This window comes from Cuneatibacter caecimuris, assembly GCF_004216775.1.
Lineage (GTDB): Bacteria > Bacillota > Clostridia > Lachnospirales > Lachnospiraceae > Cuneatibacter > Cuneatibacter caecimuris.
Genome location: NZ_SGXF01000005.1, coordinates 14,625 through 37,129, shown reverse-complemented (window position 1 = coordinate 37,129; position 22,505 = coordinate 14,625). Strand labels below are relative to the sequence as shown.

The 22,505-nt window shown below is 49.1% G+C and carries 25 protein-coding genes and 1 tRNA gene; 7 read left to right on the top strand and 19 right to left on the bottom strand.

Going from position 1 to position 22,505, the window contains the following annotated elements; all coding sequences use genetic code 11:
* Position 1 precedes the first annotated feature (1 nt).
* The 11 genes from EV209_RS11730 to infC all read right to left on the bottom strand — a co-directional run bounded on the left by EV209_RS11730 (position 2) and on the right by infC (position 6,777).
* Positions 2–643, bottom strand: coding sequence for a chemotaxis protein CheC (locus EV209_RS11730; protein WP_243647584.1), 642 nt, complete (start codon positions 641–643; stop codon positions 2–4).
* Positions 633–2,309 (bottom strand): methyl-accepting chemotaxis protein, encoded by a 1,677-nt coding sequence (locus tag EV209_RS11725; protein ID WP_130435662.1) that lies wholly within the window; start codon positions 2,307–2,309, stop codon positions 633–635. The genes EV209_RS11730 and EV209_RS11725 overlap by 11 nt, the downstream gene beginning before the upstream one ends.
* Positions 2,310–2,311: 2 nt before the next feature.
* Positions 2,312–2,698 carry a response regulator gene (locus EV209_RS11720; protein ID WP_130435661.1) on the bottom strand — a complete coding sequence of 129 codons (387 nt, stop codon included), beginning with the start codon at positions 2,696–2,698 and terminating at the stop codon, positions 2,312–2,314.
* 35 nt (positions 2,699–2,733) lie between these two features.
* Positions 2,734–3,573: a CheR family methyltransferase gene (locus EV209_RS11715; protein ID WP_330521171.1), complete on the bottom strand. Its 840-nt coding sequence runs from the start codon at positions 3,571–3,573 to the stop codon at positions 2,734–2,736.
* Complete coding sequence (locus tag EV209_RS11710) at positions 3,530–4,348, bottom strand: chemotaxis protein CheW (protein WP_130435660.1); 819 nt, start codon at positions 4,346–4,348, stop codon at positions 3,530–3,532. Before EV209_RS11710 ends, EV209_RS11715 begins: the two co-directional genes overlap by 44 nt.
* A gap of 195 nt (positions 4,349–4,543) precedes the next feature.
* Positions 4,544–4,831 (bottom strand): helix-turn-helix domain-containing protein, encoded by a 288-nt coding sequence (locus EV209_RS11705; protein WP_130435659.1) that lies wholly within the window; start codon positions 4,829–4,831, stop codon positions 4,544–4,546.
* Entirely contained in the window at positions 4,824–5,204 is a 381-nt protein-coding gene (locus EV209_RS11700; protein WP_130435658.1) for a helix-turn-helix transcriptional regulator, read from the bottom strand. The genes EV209_RS11705 and EV209_RS11700 overlap by 8 nt, the downstream gene beginning before the upstream one ends.
* Positions 5,205–5,387: 183 nt before the next feature.
* Positions 5,388–5,459, bottom strand: a tRNA-Asn gene (locus EV209_RS11695).
* 209 nt (positions 5,460–5,668) lie between these two features.
* The gene (gene rplT / locus EV209_RS11690) at positions 5,669–6,025 is read right to left on the bottom strand and encodes a 50S ribosomal protein L20 (protein WP_130435657.1); all 357 of its coding nucleotides are present in this window, start codon (positions 6,023–6,025) and stop codon (positions 5,669–5,671) included.
* A gap of 28 nt (positions 6,026–6,053) precedes the next feature.
* A complete protein-coding gene (gene rpmI, locus EV209_RS11685; RefSeq protein ID WP_130435656.1) occupies positions 6,054–6,251 on the bottom strand; it encodes a 50S ribosomal protein L35 in 198 nt (65 codons plus the stop codon).
* Between the two features lie 31 nt (positions 6,252–6,282).
* Positions 6,283–6,777 carry a translation initiation factor IF-3 gene (infC, locus tag EV209_RS11680; protein ID WP_130435854.1) on the bottom strand — a complete coding sequence of 165 codons (495 nt, stop codon included), beginning with the start codon at positions 6,775–6,777 and terminating at the stop codon, positions 6,283–6,285.
* 291 nt (positions 6,778–7,068) lie between these two features.
* Here infC and EV209_RS11675 point away from each other — a divergent pair, with 291 nt between their 5' ends.
* The 3 genes from EV209_RS11675 to EV209_RS11665 all read left to right on the top strand — a co-directional run bounded on the left by EV209_RS11675 (position 7,069) and on the right by EV209_RS11665 (position 8,674).
* Entirely contained in the window at positions 7,069–7,377 is a 309-nt protein-coding gene (locus tag EV209_RS11675) for a DUF1540 domain-containing protein (RefSeq protein ID WP_130435655.1), read from the top strand.
* A 158-nt stretch (positions 7,378–7,535) separates the two neighbouring features.
* On the top strand, positions 7,536–8,123 hold the full coding sequence (locus tag EV209_RS11670) for a chromate transporter (RefSeq protein WP_130435654.1): 588 nt from the start codon (positions 7,536–7,538) through the stop codon (positions 8,121–8,123).
* Positions 8,120–8,674: a chromate transporter gene (locus EV209_RS11665; protein WP_130435653.1), complete on the top strand. Its 555-nt coding sequence runs from the start codon at positions 8,120–8,122 to the stop codon at positions 8,672–8,674. The genes EV209_RS11670 and EV209_RS11665 overlap by 4 nt, the downstream gene beginning before the upstream one ends.
* On the opposite strand, the gene EV209_RS11660 is transcribed toward EV209_RS11665, so the two are convergent.
* A complete protein-coding gene (locus EV209_RS11660; RefSeq protein WP_130435652.1) occupies positions 8,634–9,998 on the bottom strand; it encodes an MATE family efflux transporter in 1,365 nt (454 codons plus the stop codon). The genes EV209_RS11665 and EV209_RS11660 overlap by 41 nt on opposite strands.
* 81 nt (positions 9,999–10,079) lie before the next feature.
* Between EV209_RS11660 and EV209_RS11655 the strand changes: the two genes are divergently transcribed.
* On the top strand, positions 10,080–10,895 hold the full coding sequence (locus EV209_RS11655) for a MerR family transcriptional regulator (protein WP_165388915.1): 816 nt from the start codon (positions 10,080–10,082) through the stop codon (positions 10,893–10,895).
* 4 nt (positions 10,896–10,899) lie between these two features.
* Here EV209_RS11655 and thrS read toward each other — a convergent pair whose 3' ends face one another.
* The 4 genes from thrS to EV209_RS11635 all read right to left on the bottom strand — a co-directional run bounded on the left by thrS (position 10,900) and on the right by EV209_RS11635 (position 18,523).
* Positions 10,900–12,831: a threonine--tRNA ligase gene (gene thrS / locus EV209_RS11650; RefSeq protein ID WP_130435650.1), complete on the bottom strand. Its 1,932-nt coding sequence runs from the start codon at positions 12,829–12,831 to the stop codon at positions 10,900–10,902.
* Positions 12,832–13,263: 432 nt separating this feature from the next.
* The gene (locus tag EV209_RS11645; protein WP_130435649.1) at positions 13,264–13,875 is read right to left on the bottom strand and encodes a TetR/AcrR family transcriptional regulator; all 612 of its coding nucleotides are present in this window, start codon (positions 13,873–13,875) and stop codon (positions 13,264–13,266) included.
* Positions 13,876–13,940: 65 nt separating this feature from the next.
* Positions 13,941–16,418: a YhgE/Pip domain-containing protein gene (locus tag EV209_RS11640; protein WP_130435648.1), complete on the bottom strand. Its 2,478-nt coding sequence runs from the start codon at positions 16,416–16,418 to the stop codon at positions 13,941–13,943.
* Positions 16,415–18,523 carry an efflux RND transporter permease subunit gene (locus EV209_RS11635; protein ID WP_130435647.1) on the bottom strand — a complete coding sequence of 703 codons (2,109 nt, stop codon included), beginning with the start codon at positions 18,521–18,523 and terminating at the stop codon, positions 16,415–16,417. Before EV209_RS11635 ends, EV209_RS11640 begins: the two co-directional genes overlap by 4 nt.
* A gap of 208 nt (positions 18,524–18,731) precedes the next feature.
* On the opposite strand from EV209_RS11635, the gene EV209_RS11630 reads away from it, so the two are divergent.
* Both EV209_RS11630 and EV209_RS11625 read left to right on the top strand, forming a co-directional pair.
* Positions 18,732–19,100: a PadR family transcriptional regulator gene (locus EV209_RS11630; RefSeq protein ID WP_130435646.1), complete on the top strand. Its 369-nt coding sequence runs from the start codon at positions 18,732–18,734 to the stop codon at positions 19,098–19,100.
* Positions 19,063–19,716: a hypothetical protein gene (locus EV209_RS11625; protein WP_165388914.1), complete on the top strand. Its 654-nt coding sequence runs from the start codon at positions 19,063–19,065 to the stop codon at positions 19,714–19,716. Before EV209_RS11630 ends, EV209_RS11625 begins: the two co-directional genes overlap by 38 nt.
* Positions 19,717–19,818: 102 nt before the next feature.
* On the opposite strand, the gene EV209_RS11620 is transcribed toward EV209_RS11625, so the two are convergent.
* Both EV209_RS11620 and EV209_RS11615 read right to left on the bottom strand, forming a co-directional pair.
* Positions 19,819–20,487, bottom strand: coding sequence for a flavodoxin (locus EV209_RS11620; protein WP_130435644.1), 669 nt, complete (start codon positions 20,485–20,487; stop codon positions 19,819–19,821).
* Positions 20,488–20,516: 29 nt separating this feature from the next.
* Positions 20,517–20,993, bottom strand: coding sequence for a flavodoxin (locus tag EV209_RS11615; protein WP_130435643.1), 477 nt, complete (start codon positions 20,991–20,993; stop codon positions 20,517–20,519).
* 126 nt (positions 20,994–21,119) lie between these two features.
* On the opposite strand from EV209_RS11615, the gene EV209_RS11610 reads away from it, so the two are divergent.
* Positions 21,120–21,578 (top strand): MerR family transcriptional regulator, encoded by a 459-nt coding sequence (locus EV209_RS11610; protein WP_130435642.1) that lies wholly within the window; start codon positions 21,120–21,122, stop codon positions 21,576–21,578.
* 130 nt (positions 21,579–21,708) lie between these two features.
* On the opposite strand, the gene EV209_RS11605 is transcribed toward EV209_RS11610, so the two are convergent.
* The gene (locus EV209_RS11605; protein ID WP_243647583.1) at positions 21,709–22,482 is read right to left on the bottom strand and encodes an N-acetylmuramoyl-L-alanine amidase; all 774 of its coding nucleotides are present in this window, start codon (positions 22,480–22,482) and stop codon (positions 21,709–21,711) included.
* Positions 22,483–22,505 lie beyond the last annotated feature (23 nt).

Below are 22,505 nucleotides of genomic sequence, written 5' to 3'. Positions count from 1 at the left end.
CTTACCCTTTCAACCTCTCCACAACAGCGGACAGCGTATCTGCTTCCGGCCAGAACAGAATCCGCCCAACAAAGGACTGATTTCCCATATGAAATTCATTTTCAATCATCAGTATATTGTCGCTGACTTTTAAATGCCTTGCCAGAGGGACTCCCATAATCGCGCCTGCCATATCAATACACAGGTCAGGGACCGCCACGTCTGTTTCCAGGCCGGTAAGGCAGGACAGCGCCCTCAGGTAGGAACCGCAAATGATATTTCCCAATTCCCGAAGCAGTGAAACCTGCATCTCGGTCAGCTCGGTCAGATCCTCCGCCGTTTCCTCCAGCATCTGTTCCAGGACAGCCCTGGAAAAGGATTCATCCATCAGGAACAGGAACATCCCCCGCAGCTCACCCAGCACATCCACCAGAATCCCGGCCTGAAGTTCATCCCTGATGCCCATGGACTGAAAAATATCCTGATATTTTACAAACCGGAGTTTCGGGGCTTTTATTTCAAAAGAGTGGCCCATCATTTCAGCCAGAGACGTCACTGCGTTTCCTGTCCCGATATTCCCCAGCTCTGACAGAATATCCCTCAGTTCCTCATCCAGGTCATCAAAATTGCCCATCTGCATTCCCTCTCCATCCTCAGATTTCAAACTGTTCCACCAGTTCCTTCAGCAATTGAGCCTGGGCCGACAGCTCTTCGCTGGCTGCTGCGCTCTCCTCAGAAGTGGCTGAATTGCCCTGTACGATATCTGAAATCATTTCCACGCTCTTTCGGATCTGTATCACAGCATCCGCCTGCTGTGCTGACAGATCTGATATTCTGGTAACCATCCGGTTCACACTCTGGGCTCCTTCGACAGAGTTTCTGAGAGAACCGGCGGTCTGGTCCACAGCTTCATTCCCATCCTTCACAGCTTCTGAATTCTTTTCCGCCAGCTCCGCGGTCCTTTTGGATGCTTCTGCTGTCTTTGCCGCCAGCCTGCGGACTTCGCCCGCAACCACGGCAAACCCGCGCCCCGCCTCCCCGGCCCTGGCCGCTTCCACTGAAGCGTTCAGCGCCAGTATATTGGTCTGCATCGCAATATCTTCTATTTCCTTAACAATACCGGTAATCTCTCTTGAATTCTCTTTCACCAGGCCAATACTGTCCTGAAGTCTGGCCATCTGCTCGCTGTTGTCCTGAAGCCTCTTGCTCACTTCATCCGCCGCTGATCTGGACTGCGCCGCATATTCTGCGTTGCTCTTTACGCTGTCAGCAATTTCGTTAATGCTGACTGCCAGCTCTTCTACTGAACTGGCCTGTTCTGAAGCTCCCTGGGCCAATACCTGAGCCCCATTGGATACTTGCTCTGCTCCGCCGGAAACCAGCTCTGCGCTGTTGCTGATCTGCTGCATGGACCCACGCAGCATTGTACTGATTTCTTCCAGCGACTCTCCGATCCGCACAAAATCCCCTTTAAAATCCACATCTGACTGATAATTCAGCTTGCCCTCGCCCAACGCGGTAAGGCCTTTTTGTATTTCAGAAACATATAAGTTCAGAGAACGAGCTGTAGAACGTATATCGTCCGCCAATTCTCCAAATTCATTTCCTGATACATAGTCCAGACTGATATTCAGCCTGCCGTTAGCGATCTCATTCGCTGCTCCCTTCACTTTCTGTACAGGGACGACAATGCTCCTGGTAATTCCCCTGCTCAGTACCACTGTAATTCCAACGCAGACAACCCCCAGCGCTATCATAATAAACATGATCTGAATTCTTAAATTCTGAGCAGCGTCCAAGCTCGCCGCCGCATCCTGCTTTGATTCTGCAACCACCTCTTCCAGTATATTCCTTACCGTCAGCGATACCGGTTCATATTCGTTAAAATAGACATTAACAGCCTCTTTTTTATCTCCGCTTTCCAGCAGCAAAAAGACGCGCTCCCTAACTTCCCTCTGATTGACAAACTCATTTTCCAGCTGAGCTACCTCTTCCTTTGCACTCACATAGCCGCTGCTCAGGACTTCTATTCCCTGCTCCACTTTCCGGGCGGACTCCCGTGCCTTTTCCAGGTACTCCTTCTCATCCACCGTCTGATCCGAAACGCTGAGGATACAGAGATTTCTCCCCACAGCCTGTAAATTGGCAATAACCTCAAGGGAAGCCTCCACATTGGCAAAGGGCTCATCATACAGCTGTTTCATCCGGTTTGACAGGGTATTAATACTGAATGCAGAAACCGCCACAGTCACTATGTAAAGCAGGATAACGCTTAAAAATGACGCTAATAGTTTCCCGCCCACCCGCAAATCTTTAAAACGTTTTCTCATTATTATTTTTCCTCCGCTTCTGTACAGTTGCTGAGATTATATTCAACAATTCTTACCAGCTCATCCGCTTTAAAAGGTTTCACGATAAAATCTGCCGCCCCATTCATTACAGCCCTCTGGATCACGCTCTCCTGCCCCACCGCAGAGCACATCACAATCCTGGCCCTGGGATCAAAGGCTATGATTTCTTCCAGAACCTCCATCCCCGACTTTCCCGGCATGGTAATATCAAGCATCATCAGCCGAGGCCTTTTTTCTTTATACAGAGAAACAGCCGTCTCACCGTCAGGGGCCTCCAAAATATCTGTATGCCCCGCCGCTTCCAGCGCTCTTCGGATCATTTTCCTCATAAACAGCGCATCATCCACAATCAAAATCTTTTTGTCCATACCTTCTCCTCTGTTTTACCTTCCTCCGGCCGGCCTTATTCACTGGTCCGCACTTTCCTGTACACAGCGGGGTACACCTGCTCCAACCTGGTTTCCTCCCGGGAGAGAAGCTCCGCATGACCGGTAAACAGATAGCCTCCTTCCTTCAAGCAATCCTCCAGCCGCCTGACCAGCTGTTCCCGAACTGTTTTGTCAAAATATATCATTACATTTCGGCAAAAGATCACGTCAAACTGCTGTTTCTCCGGCAGAGGGGCCAGCAGGTTGTGTTTTAAGAACCGGATATGGTACTTCAGATATTCCTCAACGCAAAAATGTCCGGCATCCATATCCACACAGTATTTTTCCTGCCAGGAAACCGGCAGCCGTTCTTTTTCCTTTTTCGGATAAATCCCTTTCTCCGCCCTTTTAAGCACCTCTTCAGAAATATCTGTTGCCAGAATCCTGGCGTTTACCGCCATACCAGACGACTCCCGGTAATCGCAAAGGCTCATTGCCAGGGTATAGCATTCCTCTCCCGTAGCGCATCCTGCGCACCAGATCTGACAGGGCCCATATTTTCTCGGGAACAGTTCAGGATATATTTTCTGCTCCAGCAGTGAAAAATGAGCAGGCTCTCTTAAAAAATATGTATAGTTGGTGGTCAGCTGATTCACCATTCCTGCGGCCACATCACCGGTCCTGTCCCGCCGCAGAAGCCGCAGATATTCCGCAAATGACGGAACCTTCAGCCGTTCAAGTTCCTTCGCCATCCTGCATTCCACCAACACCTTTTTCTTTTGCAGATTAATTCCATAATTTGCCCGAAAATATTGTACGATTTCTTCAAACTCATATTCCGTCAGCCTGATCACAGTTTCTCTCCCATATTCCATCCCGCACCGGCCTCAGGTCTTCTCCCCCGCCTCCGCCTTCTCCAAGCAGTTCCCCTGCAATGCCGGACAAACTCCCATCTGTCTCATGGATCACAACCCCATATAAATATTCCTCTGCCGGACTTTCTCTCTTTATTCCTGCCGGATCATAATATACCACCGGTCTTCCTTCATAATCAGAAAGGCCAGCTATCCATTCCGGCGCTCCCGGAATCCGCTGTATCCGGGGTTTCAGCACTACTGAGGCTAATATTTTCTCACTCACATAAAATTGACGTTTTCCACTGGTGAGCACAATGCAGGATTGAGGCGCCTGGGCGTATGCAAGTTCATGGTTTCCCGCGTCCGAAAACTCTTCCGGCATCTCCCCCGAATCATTCTCTGAATTCTCTCCGTCAATCAGCCCCTCAGGATTCAGAATATACCCCCACTGGTTCTCCTGCTCTTCCAGCCTGGCCACTCTACTGAAGCATCTGCTGCGCCGGCTGTATCCAGACATTTGCGGAGAAAATATATTATCTTCTTCACACTCTATAATTCCTGTTATTTCTTCGGTTAAAAGAGCCAGCCTTCCGCTTTGGCTGCATATGGTGATGCAATACCTGCCCTTTTTGCTGCAGTCTGTTTTCCTGTCGCCGGCCCTTTCTGAAAGATCAACAACCTTGAGGCCATCTTCGGACGCGTCTTGTGATACTTTCTCAGCGCAGGACACCGGCAGCAAGTAGTACAGCCCATCCTCCCGGATAAGCAGATACAAGTTTTCTCTGCATTCCATATTTCTCCAGCCTTTCCCCAATCATTAATTGTATCATACTCCCTTTTGCCGGAAATCTCAAGGTTAATTACTTGGGAATGAGTGTATAAAAATTATTATTGCCTTTACCCTAACCAGGCAATTTGTCCCACCCTTTGTTTCCGGCATGCAAAAGGGCTGGTGACTAAAAAACTGATATACATTACGGCTTTACGCTCAGATCCGGCTTTGACACTCACAAACGATCATCTTTAGAAGCTTAACTTGATCCTCAGACAGACATTTTGTGGCTATAGCTGTCTTTTTGTCAATACCAGCAATATAGTCTAACGTTACATCAAAAAGAATACTTAAATTTAGTAAGCTTATAAATTCAGGCAATCTATAATTACTTTCCCATCTGCTTACTGTAACTTCTGAAACATTTAACTTTTTAGCAAGCTGCTTCTGAGTAAAACCATAACTTGCTCTCAGGGATTTTAAACGCAGTCCAAAATCACACATGTGGCTCTCCAGTTCTCCTGGTAAATTCTGCAAACAACATCAGAATTATTTTATTCTGCCTCTCTGAAAGTACAGGAAAACGTTTTGTATTCTTAAACTCCATCACCAATATTTTCAAAAGTTCCTGCTGTTCTGAAGTAAGCATGTCAATTGGGACAGTATTTTCTTTTGCAATTCCAGCAAGGTCATTTAAGGAAATCCCAAACAATAAACATATATCAATTAAGGTCTTCGTTGCGGGAATCACGCCTCTGCCATTTTCCCAGCGGCTGACCGTAGGCAGAGAAACTTCCAGCCTTCTCGCCAAATCTTTTTGGGTTAAATTATGTTTAACACGCAATTCCTTAATTATTTCTCCAAAGTTTTCAAACATTCTAATCACCAATTTTATTTAATCACATTTAAGAGAATAAGCATATAACCATTTTCCGACAGCCAGCGAAAAATAAGTTTTCACATATTGATGCTGAACTGTTGTGTTTCTGGCCGTGATCTTTTTGTTATACGCAAAAATAGCTGCGCACTCATTTACTAAGTGCAGCAGCCACATTCTCAACTCCCCGAGTAGGGCTCGAACCTACAACCCTTCGGTTAACAGCCGAATGCTCTACCATTGAGCTATCGAGGATTACTTTATTTACCACTTGACATATTATACTCAGTGCGATTTTGAATGTCAAGGGCTTTCCGTAAAAATATCAAAATATTTTTGGCGGCAGCCGGAAAGGCAGCAATTGCGCCTGGTAACTATTTGCCCCAGGTGATTTCTGATATCAGTATACTATATCACAAAACGCCGGGAAATATTCCCGGCGCATAAATGTATCAAATAATCACTCAGGCAATTTTCTGCTTTGCCAGCTCAGCCAGCTTTGCAAAACCTTCCGCGTCGTTCACTGCCATATCAGCCAGGATCTTTCTGTTCATTTCCACGCCGGACTGCTTCAGACCGAACATGAACTTGGAGTAGGACAGGCCGTTGATTCTCGCCGCCGCATTAATGCGGGCGATCCACAGCTGTCTGAACTGTCTCTTTCTCTCCTTGCGGCCTGCGTAAGAAGATGTCAGCGCTCTCATCACGGACTGCTTTGCCACTCTGTACTGCTTGGAACGCGCGCCTCTATAACCCTTCGCCAGCTTCAGCACTCTGTTGTGCTTCTTCTTAGCGTTCATACCACCTTTGATTCTTGCCATTTCAGTATTCCTCCTTCAAAATTCTCTATTATAAGTAAGGTAAAATCTTCTTCATGACCTTAGCATTGGTGTTGTCGGTCATAGCTGCTTTTCTCAGGTTTCTCTTTCTCTTGGTGCTCTTCTTTGTCAGGATATGGCTCTTATAAGCCTTCATTCTCTTCAGCTGACCTGTACCTGTCTTCTTAAAGCGCTTTGCTGCTGCGCGGCTTGTTTTTACCTTGGGCATGATAAATTCCTCCTGTATTCTTGTAATATTTTTACCGTTTTTCGCCTAACACGATGCTCATGCTTCTGCCTTCCATCTTGGGCGGTTTTTCCACCGCTGCGATGTCTTTCATAGCGTCCGCAAAGTCGTCCAGAATATGTCTGGAACTGTGCACATGAGCCATTTCCCTGCCCCTGAAACGAAGCGTCACCTTAACCTTATTTCCTTTTTCCAGGAACTTGCGGGCATTGTTCATCTTTGTATTCAGATCATTGGTATCAATGTTGGGAGAAAGGCGCACTTCCTTCAGTTCTACCATCTTCTGTTTCTTCTTGGCTTCTTTTTCTTTTCTGGCAAGCTCATAACGGTATTTACCATAGTCAATGACCTTGCACACCGGCGGCTTGGCTGTCGGCGCAATCTTCACCAGATCCAGATTCGCGTCTCTGGCGATCTTCATGGCGTCCTTTACGGACATAATTCCCAGCTGTTCTCCGTTTTCGCCGACCAGACGCACCTCTTTGTCTCTGATCTGCTCGTTAATCATTAATTCGCTAATAATCGCACCCCCGTTTAGGTTGACATAATTAAAAAGGCAGACAGCCACAGCTATCCACCTTGAGTTTTCATTGATCTCAATATCAACCCCGAGTCGTCTGATACGCTGAGGTGAGAGTGGACACTCTGCTTTCCTGTTTGCTGCCTTCACAGCTTTTCTAGCATATCACAGCGGCAGATGTCTGTCAAGAAGTTTTTTTGATTTCCCCGGATATTTCCCCATGAATATTTTTTTTCCAAATGTCCAAACTAATTCAGAACAACGAAAGGAGGCAATCATATGACAGATTTATGTTGTAATGTAACCAGCTGTGTCCACAACTCTGAACACTGCTGCTGTAAAACCGCGATTCAGGTAGACGGGCAGGAAGCAAAGGATAAATCCTGCACATGCTGCGGCAGCTTTGACAAGGACCAGGCAGCCCGCAACGCCACAGAAACACCTCAGCTGCAGCTTTCTGTAGACTGCGATGCGACCAACTGCGTGTACAATGAAAACCGCATGTGCCGCGCGGAGCACATTGATATTTCCGGCGGAAGCGCTCAGAATTCTGAAAGCACACTCTGCGCCACCTTCCGCACCCGCTAAAGCCTCCTTTTTTCAGGACGGCGCCGGGAGCCTCCGGGAATCTATCCGGAGGCTCCTGAAATCTAAAATCAAGAGCCTGTTATCCGAAAAAATGCACCTTTACTTCTTTATCTTTTCCAGTTATACTGGGGACGTAAGTATTATGAGGAGGCGAGGCTATGGATTTTTCTTCTGATCAGCCAGGACGCGGCAAGGTCCTGCTGAAGCTGTTCATTTCTACATTTTATCTCAGCGCCTTTACTTTTGGAGGCGGATATGTCATTGTTACCCTGATGAAAAGAAAATTTGTGGATGAGTATCATTGGATTGAAGAGCAGGAGATGCTGGATCTGGTTGCCATCGCCCAATCCGCTCCCGGCCCTATTGCAGTCAATGGTGCCATTGTAGTGGGCTACAAGCTGGCCGGAATCCCAGGCCTTCTCATTTCTATCCTGGCCACTATTCTTCCGCCGTTTATTATCCTGTCTGTGATATCGCTTTTTTATACCGCTTTTCGTGAAAATACATATGTAGGCAAGGCGCTGGCAGGAATGCAGGCAGGCGTGGGCGCGGTAATCGCAGACGTGGTACTGAACATGGGCAGAGATGCGGCCAGAGAAAAGGATGCGCTGAATATTCTGATCATGGCCGCCGCGTTTGCCGCCGCGTTTTTTCTGGAAGTAAACGTGGTCTATATCATCCTGGCCTGCGCCGCACTGGGTGTTGTACGTACGCTTCTGTCCCACAGAAAGAAGGTGCAGCAATGATTCTTCTGAAGTTATTTCTCAGCTTTCTGCAGATCGGCGCCTTCAGTTTTGGCGGAGGCTATGCCGCGGTTCCCCTGATCCAGGACCAGGTAGTCAGTATTCACAGCTGGATGACCATGGGGGAGTTCACAGACCTGATTACCATTTCACAGATGACTCCCGGCCCCATAGCCGTCAATTCCGCCACTTTTGTGGGGCTGAGAATGGCCGGCCTGCCCGGAGCTGTGATCGCAACCCTGGGCTGTATCCTCCCTTCCTGTATCATTGTCTCCATACTGGCTTATGTATATCTCCATTTCCGCAAACTGGATATGATCCAGGGCGTGCTGAAATCCCTCCGGCCTGCGGTAATCGCCATGATCGCAGTAGCCGGCCTGGATATCATCATTTCTTCCTTCTGGAACGGCGCTGGTTTTACCGCCAGCTTTTCGTCCGTTAACTGGATCGCTGCAGGAATATTTGCTGCTGCTGTAATTCTTTTAAGGAAATTCAAACAGCCGCCCATCCGGGTTATGCTTCTGTGCGGGCTTCTCGGGCTGATTTTTCTCTGATTCCCTCCTGATCTGTTTCCGAAGCTGCAGATCTGCGGTAACGGTTCAGGAAAAACAGGCTGGGAATCAGGCAGAGCCCTTCAGACACAAGGGTGGAAAACCATATTCCATTTTCTCCGAACACCCAGGGCAGCACCGCCAGGCAAACCGCAATCAGCACCAGCCCTCTGCCCAGGGAAATTGTCATGGAATAGACCGGCTTGGCTATGGATGTAAAGAAACCGGCCAGCAGAACATTATATCCCAGGAGCAGGAATGAAAAGCTGAATTTCCGGAAGGCTTCCACAGTGTACGCCGTCAGCTGCGTGTTCTGGCCGTCAATATAGATTCCTACGATAGGTCCGGCCAGCAGCTGGCCGATGGCAAATGCAATCAGAGAGGCCGCGGTTACGCATACCAGGCCGTAGCGCAGCAGCCTGTGGCAGGACGCGGAATCTCTCTTCCCATAGTAAAAGCTGCTGAGGGGCTGCATGCCCTGGGCGATCCCTGTGGTTGTCATCAGCACCAGATTATTTACATATGAAATAACCGTGTAGCTGACAATGGCCGCTTCTCCAATATGGGAGAGTATGGTCCGGTTAAACAAAAAGACCACGATTCCTATGGACATTTCCGTTACGCAGTCCGCCATGCCGATGGACAGGATTTTCCGGTAAATACCAAAGGTCCAGGGAAATCTCTGAAACTTCAGCATTCCCTTCCTTTTCAGGAAATGGTGCAGGAACAGCAGCACTAAAAACAGCTGCGCCAGGCCCGTGGCAACAGCCGCGCCGGTCACTCCCCAATGGAAAACCAGCACAAACAGATAGTCCAGAACGCAGTTCAGCAGCGCGCTGGCGATGATACCCACAGTAGCAAGCTGCGGAAAACCATCCGTTTTAATGAGGACTTCCAGGGAATAGGAAATGATAAAGCAGGGAGCGAAGCATATGATAATCCTCAGATAATCCGTCACATACCCAAAAGTGCTTTCCGTAGCTCCCAGCATCCTGGCCATAGGGTCTAGCATCAGCAGGCTGGCAGCCACGATCAGCGCGCCAATCGCAGCCAGCACCACCGTGTTCATGGTAAAGACCTGTCCCGCCCGTTTATAGTTTCCTTCCCCTGAAAGAATGGCCGTGACCGTGGAGGTTCCGGCTGAAAATAGCAGGGACAGCGCAAAGATGAAATTCGTAAAAGGCAGCGAGATATTGACCGCAGCCAGAGCGGTCTCCCCCACTCCCCAGGCCACAAACATGCCGTCCACCATGGTGTACACGGAGAAAACCCACATGGATACAACGGAAGGAATGGCATATCTGGCAAATTGTTTTTTTAACGACATAATAAAACCTCCTGACCTTTCCACTATAAACCCTGGAACGATTCTAAGGTCAAGAAATATTTTCCAGAAGGAGCATAAATTTTGAAAAAATATTACAAGATCGGAGAGCTGGCCCGCCTCTATGATATTTCTGCTGATTCCCTGCGCTATTATGAACGGCTGGGCCTGCTTTCTCCAAAAAGGACCGAAAACCATTACCGCTGCTACAGCCTGGAGGATATCTGGAAGCTCAATGTCATCCGGGACCTCAGGCGCCTGGGGTTTCCCATGGAAAAAATCCGCCAGTACCTGGAAAACTGCAGCGTGGATACCACTCTGGCGCTGCTGCAGGAAGAAGCGTTCATGGTGGACCGCCAGATCCGGGAACTGAAACAGCTGCAGCAAGAGCTGCAGCTGCGCAGAGAAACCATCGAGAAAACCCGCCGCACTCCTGAGGGCAGGGTCGCTTACCTGCATTATCCCAAACGCGGCTGCCTCCGCATCCAGGAACCATTCCGGCAGGATGCGGAAGCAGATCTGCTGATGCAGCGCCTTCTGAACCGCAGCGACGACCTGACCTACATTATTGGGAACAACCGGATCGGTTCCGTCCTCCCCCTGGATCAGGCCGGCAACGGACGGTTCCAGGCCTACAGCTCCATGTTTCTCATTGAACCGGAAGCATCCTGCTGCGACTTCTTCCTGGAGGAAGGCGTTTATGCCTCTGTATTTTACCATGGCAGCAATAGAAGGAATGAAGAAATGATCCCTGTGCTGCTGAAAGCGATACGGGAAAATGGTAAAATTCCTGCCGGCGACATCCTGGAACTGCTGTGGATTGATATCCACGAAACCTCAGATCCGGGAGAATTTGTCACTGAACTTCAGGTACGGACGGAGGACGTTTCCGAAAGCTGAGATTCTATGCTTCTGCTTCCTCAACCCGGCGGCTTTCTTTAGAAGCGATCTCTTTTTGAATTTCCGCAATAAACTGATCCAGCTCCTTCTGTCCTTCGTCCCCGGCAAAACGGCTGCGGACAGATACTGCGCCATCTTCCTCTTCCTTCTGTCCCACCACCAGCATATACGGAATCTTCTGCAGGCGGGCTTCTCTGATTTTGTAGCCGATCTTTTCTGAGCGGCCGTCCACCTCTGATCTGATCCCCGCTTCCTGCAGCTGCCTGTTCACTTTTTCCGCATAGCCGGCAAACTTATCAGAAATCGGCAGCACCCGGGCCTGTACCGGAGCCAGCCAGGTAGGAAACGCGCCCGCAAAATGTTCGATCAAAATCCCAATGAACCGTTCAATAGAGCCAAACACCACCCTGTGAATCATGATAGGCCTGTGCCTTGCCCCGTCCGCCCCTGTGTATTCCAGCTCAAACCGCTGAGGGAGCTGGAAATCCAGCTGGATGGTGCCGCACTGCCAGGTCCTGCCGATGGAATCCTCCAGATGGAAGTCGATCTTAGGGCCGTAAAACGCGCCGTCTCCTTCATTGACCACATAGGGAAGACCCAGCTCATCCAGGGCGCCGCGCAGCCCCTCTGTCGCCATTTCCCAATCCTCATCGCTGCCCATGCTGTCCTCAGGGCGGGTGGAAAGCTCCACATGGTATTTAAAGCCGAACAGGGAATATACCTGGTGGATCAGCCTGGCCACTCCCATGATTTCGTCCTTGATCTGATCCGGCGTCATGAAAATATGCGCGTCGTCCTGGGTGAAGCATCTCACACGCATCAGGCCGTGGAGCTGCCCGGATTTTTCGTGGCGGTGCACCAGCCCCAGCTCGCCCATGCGCAGGGGAAGATCCCGGTAGGAACGGGGTTCAGAAGCATACACCAGAACGCCGCCGGGGCAGTTCATGGGTTTAATGGCATAATCCGCTTCATCAATCACCGTGGTATACATATTGTTTTTATAATGGTCCCAATGCCCTGAAGTTTCCCACAGGCTGCGGTTCAAAATCACCGGCGTGGAAATCTCCACATATCCTGCCCGACGGTGGATCTCCCGCCAGTAATCCAACAGGGTATTTTTCAGCACCATCCCCTTAGGCAGGAAGAACGGGAACCCGGGGCCCGCATCATGCATCATAAACAGCCCCAGCTCTTTTCCCAGCCTGCGGTGGTCTCTTTTTTTCGCCTCCTCCATCATGGTCACGTATGCTTCCAGCTCCTCTTTCTTCTGGAAAGCTGTGGCGTAGATTCTGGTGAGCATTTTGTTTTTCTCGCTGCCTCTCCAATAGGCGCCGGCAATATTCAACAGTCTGTAAGCTTTCCCTACTTCTTTCGTATTCATCAGATGAGGGCCCGCGCACAAATCCGTAAATTCTCCCTGGCGGTAAAAGCTGATCACCGAATCCTCCGGAAGGTCCTGAATCAGTTCTACTTTATAAGGTTCCTCTTTTTCTTCCATCAGGCGGATTGCCTCTGCCCTGGGCAGCTCGAAACGCTCCACAGACAGAGCCTCTTTTACAATTTTTTTCATTTCCCCTTCGATTTTTGACAAATCCTCCGCGGAAATTGGCTCCGCAAAATCAATATCATAGTAAAAACCATCCGCAATGGAAGGGCCGATGGCCAATTTTGCCGACGGATACAGGCGCTTTACTGCCTGAGCCATCACATGGCTGGCGGTATGGCGCAGCGTGGCCAGGCCTCCTTCCTCTCTGGCAGTCAGAATATTCAGGCTGCAGTCCTCCTTCACCTCCGTGCGCAGGTCACATACCTCTCCGTCAATCTCCCCGGCACAGGCCGCCCGGGCCAGGCCCTCGCTGATCTCTCCGGCAATATCAATCACCCTTCTGGGCCCGTCATATTCTCTTATTGACCCATCCTTTAAAGTTATTTTCATTTCTGTCTCCTTCCTTTGAAACTCTGAAATAAGAAGTCCGCCCTCCGAAGCGCGGTCGCTTCAGCGGCCATATTTCTTTAGCGCGCAGTGCGCATCACCGTAGGTTTTTTTTGCATAGGGAACGCAGTTTGCTATCCAAAAAATAAAAGAATCCCGGTGTTCTGCACTATGCAAAACACCGGGACGCATGCACGCTCATACGCGGTTCCACCCAGTTTTCAGGCATTTCTGCCTGCAGCTTCTTATGACGGTAACGGCGTCTGCCGGGCCTGATTGGGGCCTCTCTGAGGCGGTCTTCACTCTCCCGGCCGGGGAAACGCTCTCAGCCTGCGCGTCTCTCTCTGTCCCTCCTGGGGAAAGCTACTCTTCTCATCTGCGATTTATCCTGTTGGCTAAATTATAACACTGCGTTCTTCTTTGTCAAGCCTGATTTTAAAGGATTTCCTGATCTCTGATAATCTGCCGGATGCTTCTGAGCAGATACGGCTTAAATGCAGGCAGGTCAACCGGTTCCTGATAGAGAATTACACTGTAAATCGTGGAACTCACTAATTCAATAATCATGAAAAGCATCATTTCAGGATTTTCGTATTTCCTGGGGGATTTTTCAAAAATGCTGGTCACAAAACGGTACAGGTCTCCTTCGGCCTTCTGTTCGGCCTCCCCTTTCCCTATCACATTATGCTTGAAAATACCCCAGCTCAGATTTTTGGACAAAAAGCCCAGCAGTGTCTTGTTTTCGGCCAGATAATCCACAATATATTCCGCCAGAAACAAAATCCGCTCCTCCAGATCCGTAATCTCTCTTTGGGTCATTGCCTCTTCTGCCATAAGCAGCAGCTCTGATGCTTTGTGAGCGATCAGCTTGTTCCGCAGATCATATTTATCCAAAAAATACAGGTAGAAGGTTCCTTTGGCAATTCCTGAACGCTCAACAATATCTGAAACAGAGGTTTTGTTCACACCCTTGCCGGTAAACAGTTCATACGCCGCGTTCAGAAGCGCATTGCGCTTCATCAGTTTATTGTCCTCCGATTTCCCCATAGTTCCCCTCTTTTCCCCTTGTATTTTTCTTCATCATAGCAAATTTTTTATCTGCTGGCAAGCCGTCACTCAGCTTTAATGCTCTCTGTACGGATAATGAACTTCACGCTGCCTTCCATACCCTCCGGCAGGCTGGTAAAGGAATTGTAAGATTTGTCAGCTTCTTTCAGGGCCTCTAACCGGTCTGTCAGCCCGGACAGGCTGCCGCTCAGGAGCTCTGTGATTCTGGAGATGCCTTCTTCATCAAATTTTACAATACCGTCACGCAGCTGTTCTGCTCCTTCAGCCAGCTGGCCGGTACCCTCTTTCAGCTGATCTGTTCCGTCTTTCAGTTGAACTGCGCCATCCAGCAGAGCCTGGCTGGCTGCATGAAGAGCATTGGTCCCTTCTTCCAGTGACATGCTTCCCGCAGCCAGCTGAAACAGGCCCTCTTTCAATGAAACTGTTCCGCCCGCCAGTGTCTGAAGCCCTGATTTCAGGCTGGATACACCGCCTGCCAAAGTTTTGCTTCCCTGATTCAGGGAACCGGTTCCCTCTGCCAGTGTCTTTGTTCCTCCGGCCAGATCCTCTGTACCGGCTGCCAGATCAGAAGTTCCTCCGGCCAGACTGTTTGCCCCCTCTTGCAGCGCAGGTGTATTTTCAGCCAGTTTTGAGATTCCTTCTGAAAGATCCGAGGTTCCGGAACGCAGCCTTGCAGTTCCTTCTGCCAGCTGCCGAAGCTGCTCTGCTGTTTCCGGATCAGACAGCTGGCCGGATACTGCTGCCAGGGCTTCCACTGCGCCTGACAATTTTCCTGCTCCTGCGGCAAGCTGTTCTTTGTTTGCAGCCAGTTCATCCTGCTTATCCTGCAGGCTGTCTTTCTGTTCCTGCAGCTGTACCTTTTGCTTTAAAAGACCGATATACTGCGTCTGCTGTTCTTCCGTCAGGTTTCCGCCATTTTCCATGATCTGTTCCAGACCGGCAATTCCCTGGTTCACTCCGGACAGCCCGGCATCAAGCTGGGCAATCCCCTCAGAAACAGTCTTCAGTCCCGCGGCAAGCTGCTGTTCTTTTTCCTGCAGCTCTGCCAGCTGCTGCTGATACCCTTCTATCTGTTTCTGAAGCTGGCTTCCCATGGCATCCAGCATACTGCTGAGCTTCTGTACGCCTTCGTCTACCTGGGCAGCTCCTGACGACACCTGGACAGCTCCGCCCTTCAGCTGCTGTGCGCCTTCATTTACCTGGGAAGCTCCGGCCGCTACCTGAGAGGCCCCTTGTTTCAGCTGCTGCGCCCCTTCATTTACCTGAGATGCCCCGGAAGCTGCACTCTGTGCTCCGCTGTCCACCTGGCCTGCCCCGGATACAAGGCCCTGAACACCTGATTCCAGCTGGCCTGCCCCTTCCAGCGCGCTCTGCGCGCCGGCCTGCAGTTCGGCAGCGCCATTGACGGCGGACTGTGCGCCGTCTGACAGCTGGCCTGCTCCGGATGCCGCGGCTGCAACGCCGTCGGTATACTCCCGGATGCCGCTCAAAAGTTCCGACGCCCCGCCGCGGAAATCCACAGCCTTGCCGTCCAGGGTCAAAATACCGTCCAGAAGTTCATTACTGCCGTTCTGCAGCTGCTCCGAAGCATCTGTCAGCTCTGCAGCCGCATCGCCCAGCCGGCTGAAGTCCAGGCTTCCTCCATCCTCAAGGCCTTCCAGCAAATGATTCATTACCAGCGTCATGGTCATTTCCAATTCGAAATTTTCCACGTCCGCTTCCACCTCTACTGATTCCGGCAGCTCAATATCCTGCAGTTCATCCGCCCCATCCTCCAGGTTCAGGCTCTCCCTCAGCCCGGGCATGGCGACTCCTACCGCAATCTGGTTTTCACCCTCAGAAATACATTTCCCGTTGGTCACAGTCACATTGCTGAAATGTTCCGTAGGGAGAACTACCCCGCTGACCACCGCGAAGGGAACCTTTACCTGTGTTTTTTCTCCGTTCATCTCCACCGCTTTAACAGCATTGTTTTCGTACCGGAAGGTCATTTTTACGTGCCCGCTCTTTCCTGCGAGCTCCTGGGGAGTTACTTCCTTTCCATCCAGTTCGTAGATGATTTTCACTGTAACAGGCAGTTCCCTTTCTGTCGTTCCCTGATAATAGATATCCTTCCCTTCTGCATTCCAGGTGAGGGCATGATCCTTTCCTGCAGTAAAAACCTCGTCCCCTTTGATATTTTCAATCCCATCCAGGTCCGAAACATCCTCAATGCTTTTTCTGGCTTCAGGATTTTTCAGCCAGTCGCTGACAATTATTTTTTTGGCTGCGCCGGAAGCGTCCGCAATTACATAGACGCTTTCCTCTTTGGAATTTTTCTGGTCTTTTTCGGCTTTCTTTTCTTTATTTTCCAATCCTGGCTGACTTTCCCCTGCGGCCCCGGATTTTACTGCCGCGTTTTCTTCTGCGAAAGCCCTCCCAGACGGGGCCGTACAGGCCAGTGTTACTGTCAGAGCCGCTGCCACAGCCGCTGCTGCCGCGCGTTTCAGGTATAATCTCATCATTCTGCTGTTCTTTCTCATTTCAATACCTCCTGGGTCATTTTCTTGCTTTTCTTATTTATTTTCGGGGCTCCAATTGTCGTCCGGCAAATCAGCCAGTCGAAGATCAGCAGCATGGAAGGAAGAATCAGTATTACCACGGCCATGCTGATCAGCGCGCCTCTGGCCATCAGCATGCACAGGGAACCGATCATATCCACACTGGAATATACGCCCACCCCAATGGTGGCTGCAAAGAAGCTGAAGGCGCTCACCAGAACGGATTTGGCAGACGTCTGCAGCGCAATCTGTACCGCCTCTTTTTTATTCTGTCCTTTATCCCGCTCTTTTCTGTACCGTGTGGTCATTAGAATCGCGTAATCCACCGTAGCGCCCAGCTGTATCGTGCCGATCACAATGGATGCGATAAACGGCAGCGCTGTTCCTGTGTAATAAGGGATTCCCATATTGATGAAAATAGCCAGTTCTATTACGCAGACCAGGATGGCGGGCAATGAAACAGATTTGAAAACCACCATAATGATCAGGAAAATCACACCGATGGATACTGCGCTCACCGTCTTGAAATCCTGGTCTGTGATTTTAATCAGGTCTTCCGTACAGGGCGCTTCTCCCACCAGCATTCCCTCCTGATCATATTTTTTAATGATAGAAGAAATATTTTCACACTGTCTTCCCATTTCTTCTGAAGCAATTTTATATTCCGAACCCACCAGCAGCAGTTCCCAGTCCTCGGTTTTAACCACTGACAGGAGATCCTCCGGAATCATTTCCTCCGGAATCGCGGGCCCAACCAGGGATTCCAGCCCCAGCACCCAGGAAACCCCCTGTTCCTGCTGAATTTCCCTGGTCATCTTCCGGACGTCTTTCTGGTCCAGGCTGCTGCGAACCAAAACCATATCCACTGCATTCATGTTAAAATTATCTTCCAGCTTCTGGTTTGCCGCAATGCTGTCCAGATCCTTTGGCAGCGTGGCGTCCAGATTGTAATAAACATCTGTTTTGGTGTATCCATACAGCGCAGGAACCAACAGGACGATAAACAGGACTGCAAAAATCCTGTAATGTTTTGTGACAAAAGGCCCGATCTTTTTTAATTCCGGCAGCAGCGCTTTGTGTCTGGATTTTTCCACCGCCTTGTCAAAAATCAGTATCATGGAGGGCAGGACTGTCACACAGCACAGCACGCCCAGAATCACGCCTTTCGCCATGACGATACCCAGATCCAGGCCCAGTGTAAAGCTCATGAAGCACAGAGCAATGAATCCGGCCACTGTAGTGACGGATGACCCGAATACCGCGCTGATGCTGTTTGAAATAGCATGGGCCATGGCCCTGTTTTTGTCCCCATGAAAACGGATCTGCTGTTCTTCATAGCTGTGCCAAAGGAAAATAGAATAATCCATAGTCACGCCCAGCTGGAGCACCGCAGTCAGGGCCTGGGTGATGTAAGAAATTTCCCCCTGGAATATGTTGCTGCCCAGATTATAGACAATCGCCATCCCGATACTCAGCATAAAGAATACAGGAACCAGAAACGAATCCAGCGTGAGCATCAGTACCAGCAGCGACAGACCGGCGGCAATCAGCACGTACATGGGCACTTCCTTCTCCACCAGGTTCCTGGTATCAGTAACAACTGCCGACATGCCGCTGACAAAACAGTTTTCTTTTACAATTCCCCTGATCTCTTCAATGGCATCCATGGTATTGTCCGAAGAAGTGGTATCTTTAAAAATTACCATCATCAAGGTGGTGTCGCCGTGATTAAACTTCTGGTACAGGTCATCCGGAAGTACTTCCATCGGAATGCTCAGGTCCGCCACAGTGTTGTACCAGACCACTTTCGCTACCTGATCCACAGCTTCAATGTCGCTCTTTGTCTTCGCCACATCCTTTTCTGTCATGCCCTCCGTCACCACCAGAGAAAAGGCCCCGGTTCCGAATTCGTTGACCAGGATATCCTGCCCCTTCATGGTGTCGATATTTCCTGGCAGGTAAGACAGGATATCATAATTCACCCTGGTGCCCAGAAAGCCGAATACCGATGGGATCAGCAGCAGGAGGGAAATCACAAAGATCAGCGTCTTGTGTTTCACCACCCATTTACCAAATCGAATTTTCATCTCTTCACTCTCCTCCAAAACTGACTGTTGGTCATTTATTAGTTCGCAGGTATCATATCAAAAAACTGACTGTTGGTCAATATCTAAAATATAATATTTTTATAAATTGTGTGCATGTCAATAAAAAAATAGCCAAATGCTTGACAACCACACTCACTTGCATTACAATATAGTAAACTACTTTGTTTTGCAAGATAGGAGGGGCCGCGTGATTCCGTCTCAAATGCTAAAAGGCACTCTTGAAGGCTGTATTCTCGCAATTATCAGCAAAAAAGAAACCTATGGCTATGAAATATCAGAGCAGCTGAAAGAATACGGGTTCGGGAAAATTACAGAGGGTACAATTTATCCGCTTTTACTGCGGCTAGAAAAAAATGCTTTAATACGAGCCGTATACCGGGCTTCAGGAGTTGGGCCAAACAGGAAATATTATCATCTGACTCCTGAAGGCGGGAAAGAATTAACCCGCTTTTTGGAAAGCTACTGCGAACTAGAAAATGCTGTGAACTCATTAATGATAGATATCGGAGGAAAGCCAGATGAGCAAAAGGACAAAATTATTGCTGAAAGAAAATAACGAATTGGAAAATCGCCTGAAAAGAGATGATGAACAGGCATTAACCAATATTACCGTATATATCCGTTCCGCTAATATCAGTCCCTATTTTCAGGAGTCCGTGCGCCGGGATGTTTTGGAAATGATTATAAACGGTGAAAAAGAAGGCCGAAGCATGATAGAAATTATCGGAGAGGATTACAAAATATTTTGCGACAATGTCATCGCTGAGATTCCAGAATTAACAGGAAGAGAACGGATGCTGACTGCGATGCGGGATACTTTGCTTTCTGTCACAGTGTTAATGGGTCTGTGGTTTGTTTTCCGCATCATCGGATGTGTGACTGGTTACGACAGCTGGCCATATTTTACAGTTACAGCCGGAAATGTAATAAGCGGTGTTTTCATAATAATTGCCGCCTTTTATGTATTTTCCTTTGTTTCAAAACACTCATTTAGCAACAGCAGATCTCTGTCCGGAAAAATATTGCTGGCGTTATGTCTTGTTTTGTTCGTCTGCGTCTGTGCAAATGTTTTTATTCAATACCCTTTCTTTCAAGTCCATGGCCTTATTTTAGCAGCCGCCCTTGCCGTCCTGTTTATCTTATACAAAATTCTTGACGTTAGGATTGATTAAGCAGAGAATCAAAAGCGGCTGTAAAATAAACCCAAGTTGGGGAATCGCCAGAACCGGCATTTTGCCGGAACTGGCGGTTTCCCGTTCTTTTTAGTCAACATTTTACAGCCCGTCAATCCAGGACCGCAGTTCTTCTTCCGATACATTGCCGCTGAATCGCTGCCCTGTAAGCCAGTTTCCGCTTCCGGCCTGCTCCGCTAAATGCCTGCCGCTCTCCCCGATACCGCTTCCGCCGGACGTACAGAATGGAATTACCGTAATTCCTTCAAAATCATAACTTTCTGCAAAGGTGCTCATAATTCGCGGCGCGTCTCCCCACCAGATCGGATAGCCAAGATATATCGTAGAATAACCCTCAAAAGAAATCGTTTTGCCGCCAATTTCCGGCCGCGCATCCGGATCCTTCATTTCATTGGACGCGCGGCTTTTCTCATCATTATAATTCAAATCCTCTCCCGAATATGGCTCTGCCGGGATAATTTCATAAATATCCGCTGCGGTGATGGCAGCGATTTTCTCCGCAGCTCCCTTTGTAGTGCCTGTTGCTGAAAAATATACTACCAGGGTGCCGCCCGCGGTCTCTTCGGCATGTAACGTATTTCCCGGGCTTTCAGACTCAGGCATCCCTTCGGCGGTTTCTTTCGTTCCGTTCTGTATGGGTTGGGCCGTTTCACTTCCACTGGAAACTGTCTTATTTTCCGCGCAGGCAGACAGAATGAATGCCGCGCTGAGTGCTGTTACTATACTTAAAAATTTATTTTTTTTCTTCATAATATTTTCTCCAACATTTTATTAAATAATTATATCCACTCAGCCGCCCAGTCTAAAAGTTCCTTTTCGGTTGCATTTGCCGTAAACCGTTTTCCGTCTGCAATCCTCGCTCCAGAAGTGAGAGCCGCCATATTTGCTGCCGTGCCGCCAAGCCCGCTTCCGCCCGATGTGGCAAAAGGGATTACTGTCTTACCGCAGAAATCGTATGCCTCCATAAAGGTATCAATGACAGAGGGCTCTCTGTACCACCAAATTGGAAAACCCACAAATACCGTTTTATATCCGGACATGTCCTCGACTTTGGAATGAATTGCCGGACGGCAGCCGCGGTCATTCATTTCAACAGAACTCCTGCTCTTACTGTCCTGCCAGTTAAGGTCCTCCTTGGTATAAGGCATTTCCGGTTTGATTTCAAACAGGTCCGCGTTGATTCCTTTTGCCAGCTTTTCAGCCAGTTTCCTGGTTGTCCCCTCTGCGCTGAAGTATGCCACTAACAATTTGCTCATAAAAATCCTCCTTTTTTGTCCTGTTGACTTTTGTATCTCTATGTTCTATAATGTTTACAAGTTAATCGTACTACTTAAAGTATGCTTTAAGTCAATAGGAAGTTTCAAAAAATTTGGAGGCTTACAATGCTGTATACGGTTGGGGAAATGGCAAAAACTCTAGGTGTTCCTGCTTCCACGCTCCGGTATTATGACCAGGAAGGGATTCTTCCTTTTGTGGAGCGTTCCAGCGGGGGAATCCGGATGTTTACGGATAAGGACTACGAGTGGCTAAAGGTGATTGAATGTTTGAAAAGATCCGGATTATCCATCAAAGAGATCAAAACTTTCATGGACATGGCAGGGAAAGGGGACGCCTCCCTGAATGAACGGCTGGAATTGTTCCGGGCCCGTAAGAAAGCGGTCCAAAAGCAACTGGAGGAGTTGCAGGAAACCCTTGATCTTCTGGAATTTAAATGCTGGTATTATGAAGAGGCTGTAAAAGACGGCACGGACAGGAGAGTGCGAAGCTTGACTATCGACGAAATTCCCGGTCAATATCGGCTGACCCGGCAAAAAATGAACATCAGTCACTCAGAGACATGAGATGTGGCTGCGGACAGAAATGTAAAATCATCCAGGAAGCGGCAATCCGCTTGGACAGCTGCCCTTTAAGAGGGTTGCGGTTCAAACGGATTGCCGCCGTTATGATTAGCCTATCATAGATGTCATGATTTTACTGGTTTTCCAGAAAGTAAGATACCACCGCCCCGCGCAGGCTTGCGGCGATTTTTCTCTGGTATTCCTCTGACTTCAGCAGGTCAGCCTCCTCCTGATTGCTCAGGAAGCCGCATTCCACAATGACGATGGGCTGCTTTACATGCAGGAGAAGGTAATACTGGCTGTTGGATTTCACTGATCTTGTGTTTTTTTCTCCGATCACCTCGGTAAAGCTGTCCTGCAGCATCTCCGCAAGATTTTTTCCCTTTTCTGATCCGGTATAATAAAAAACCTGGGGCCCTTTTACGTTTGATTGATGATAGCTGTTCTGATGAATGCTGATAACAACCTCCGGGTTTGCTTCCTCAATCACAGCGCATCGCCCTTTCATATCTGCCTGCTTCTTATTGCCGTCCGTCTCCTGATACAAACCGCTGTCCTCCTGCCTGGTCAGGACCACCTCAATGCCTGCGGCTTCCAGTTCCTCTTTGAGCATTTTCACAATAGACAGGTTTATATCTTTTTCCAGCACGCCGTTAATCCCAATTTTCCCAGGATCGTTTCCTCCGTGGCCGGCGTCCAGCACCACCTTATGTATTTCACCTTCCGGCAGTTTCTGCGCCTGATTGGATTCCGGCAGAATTACCTCCCCGGTCATTCCTGTTTCCAATTCCTGCGCCGCCTGCGGTTCCCTGACATCCGCGCTGCTTTCCACCGCTTTCTGCGGAAGAAAAACTGCTCCGATCAGGAGAATACAGGCCATCGCCAGTTCAATAATACGATTCTTCATAGCTGCTCCTGCCCTTTTTCATA

Bases quoted from the DNA above. Each gene is read 5' to 3' on its own strand.
- EV209_RS11725 (WP_130435662.1), bottom strand. From the start codon at position 2,309: ATGAGAAAACGTTTTAAAGATTTGCGGGTGGGCGGGAAACTATTAGCG.
- EV209_RS11720 (WP_130435661.1), bottom strand. From the start codon at position 2,698: ATGGACAAAAAGATTTTGATTGTGGATGATGCGCTGTTTATGAGGAAA.
- EV209_RS11715 (WP_330521171.1), bottom strand. From the start codon at position 3,573: ATGGAATATGGGAGAGAAACTGTGATCAGGCTGACGGAATATGAGTTT.
- EV209_RS11710 (WP_130435660.1), bottom strand. From the start codon at position 4,348: ATGGAATGCAGAGAAAACTTGTATCTGCTTATCCGGGAGGATGGGCTG.
- EV209_RS11705 (WP_130435659.1), bottom strand. From the start codon at position 4,831: ATGTGTGATTTTGGACTGCGTTTAAAATCCCTGAGAGCAAGTTATGGT.
- EV209_RS11700 (WP_130435658.1), bottom strand. From the start codon at position 5,204: ATGTTTGAAAACTTTGGAGAAATAATTAAGGAATTGCGTGTTAAACAT.
- rplT (WP_130435657.1), bottom strand. From the start codon at position 6,025: ATGGCAAGAATCAAAGGTGGTATGAACGCTAAGAAGAAGCACAACAGA.
- rpmI (WP_130435656.1), bottom strand. From the start codon at position 6,251: ATGCCCAAGGTAAAAACAAGCCGCGCAGCAGCAAAGCGCTTTAAGAAG.
- infC (WP_130435854.1), bottom strand. From the start codon at position 6,777: ATGATTAACGAGCAGATCAGAGACAAAGAGGTGCGTCTGGTCGGCGAA.
- EV209_RS11675 (WP_130435655.1), top strand. From the start codon at position 7,069: ATGACAGATTTATGTTGTAATGTAACCAGCTGTGTCCACAACTCTGAA.
- EV209_RS11670 (WP_130435654.1), top strand. From the start codon at position 7,536: ATGGATTTTTCTTCTGATCAGCCAGGACGCGGCAAGGTCCTGCTGAAG.
- EV209_RS11665 (WP_130435653.1), top strand. From the start codon at position 8,120: ATGATTCTTCTGAAGTTATTTCTCAGCTTTCTGCAGATCGGCGCCTTC.
- EV209_RS11660 (WP_130435652.1), bottom strand. From the start codon at position 9,998: ATGTCGTTAAAAAAACAATTTGCCAGATATGCCATTCCTTCCGTTGTA.
- thrS (WP_130435650.1), bottom strand. From the start codon at position 12,831: ATGAAAATAACTTTAAAGGATGGGTCAATAAGAGAATATGACGGGCCC.
- EV209_RS11645 (WP_130435649.1), bottom strand. From the start codon at position 13,875: ATGGGGAAATCGGAGGACAATAAACTGATGAAGCGCAATGCGCTTCTG.
- EV209_RS11640 (WP_130435648.1), bottom strand. From the start codon at position 16,418: ATGAGAAAGAACAGCAGAATGATGAGATTATACCTGAAACGCGCGGCA.
- EV209_RS11635 (WP_130435647.1), bottom strand. From the start codon at position 18,523: ATGAAAATTCGATTTGGTAAATGGGTGGTGAAACACAAGACGCTGATC.
- EV209_RS11625 (WP_165388914.1), top strand. From the start codon at position 19,063: ATGAGCAAAAGGACAAAATTATTGCTGAAAGAAAATAACGAATTGGAA.
- EV209_RS11620 (WP_130435644.1), bottom strand. From the start codon at position 20,487: ATGAAGAAAAAAAATAAATTTTTAAGTATAGTAACAGCACTCAGCGCG.
- EV209_RS11615 (WP_130435643.1), bottom strand. From the start codon at position 20,993: ATGAGCAAATTGTTAGTGGCATACTTCAGCGCAGAGGGGACAACCAGG.
- EV209_RS11610 (WP_130435642.1), top strand. From the start codon at position 21,120: ATGCTGTATACGGTTGGGGAAATGGCAAAAACTCTAGGTGTTCCTGCT.
- EV209_RS11605 (WP_243647583.1), bottom strand. From the start codon at position 22,482: ATGAAGAATCGTATTATTGAACTGGCGATGGCCTGTATTCTCCTGATC.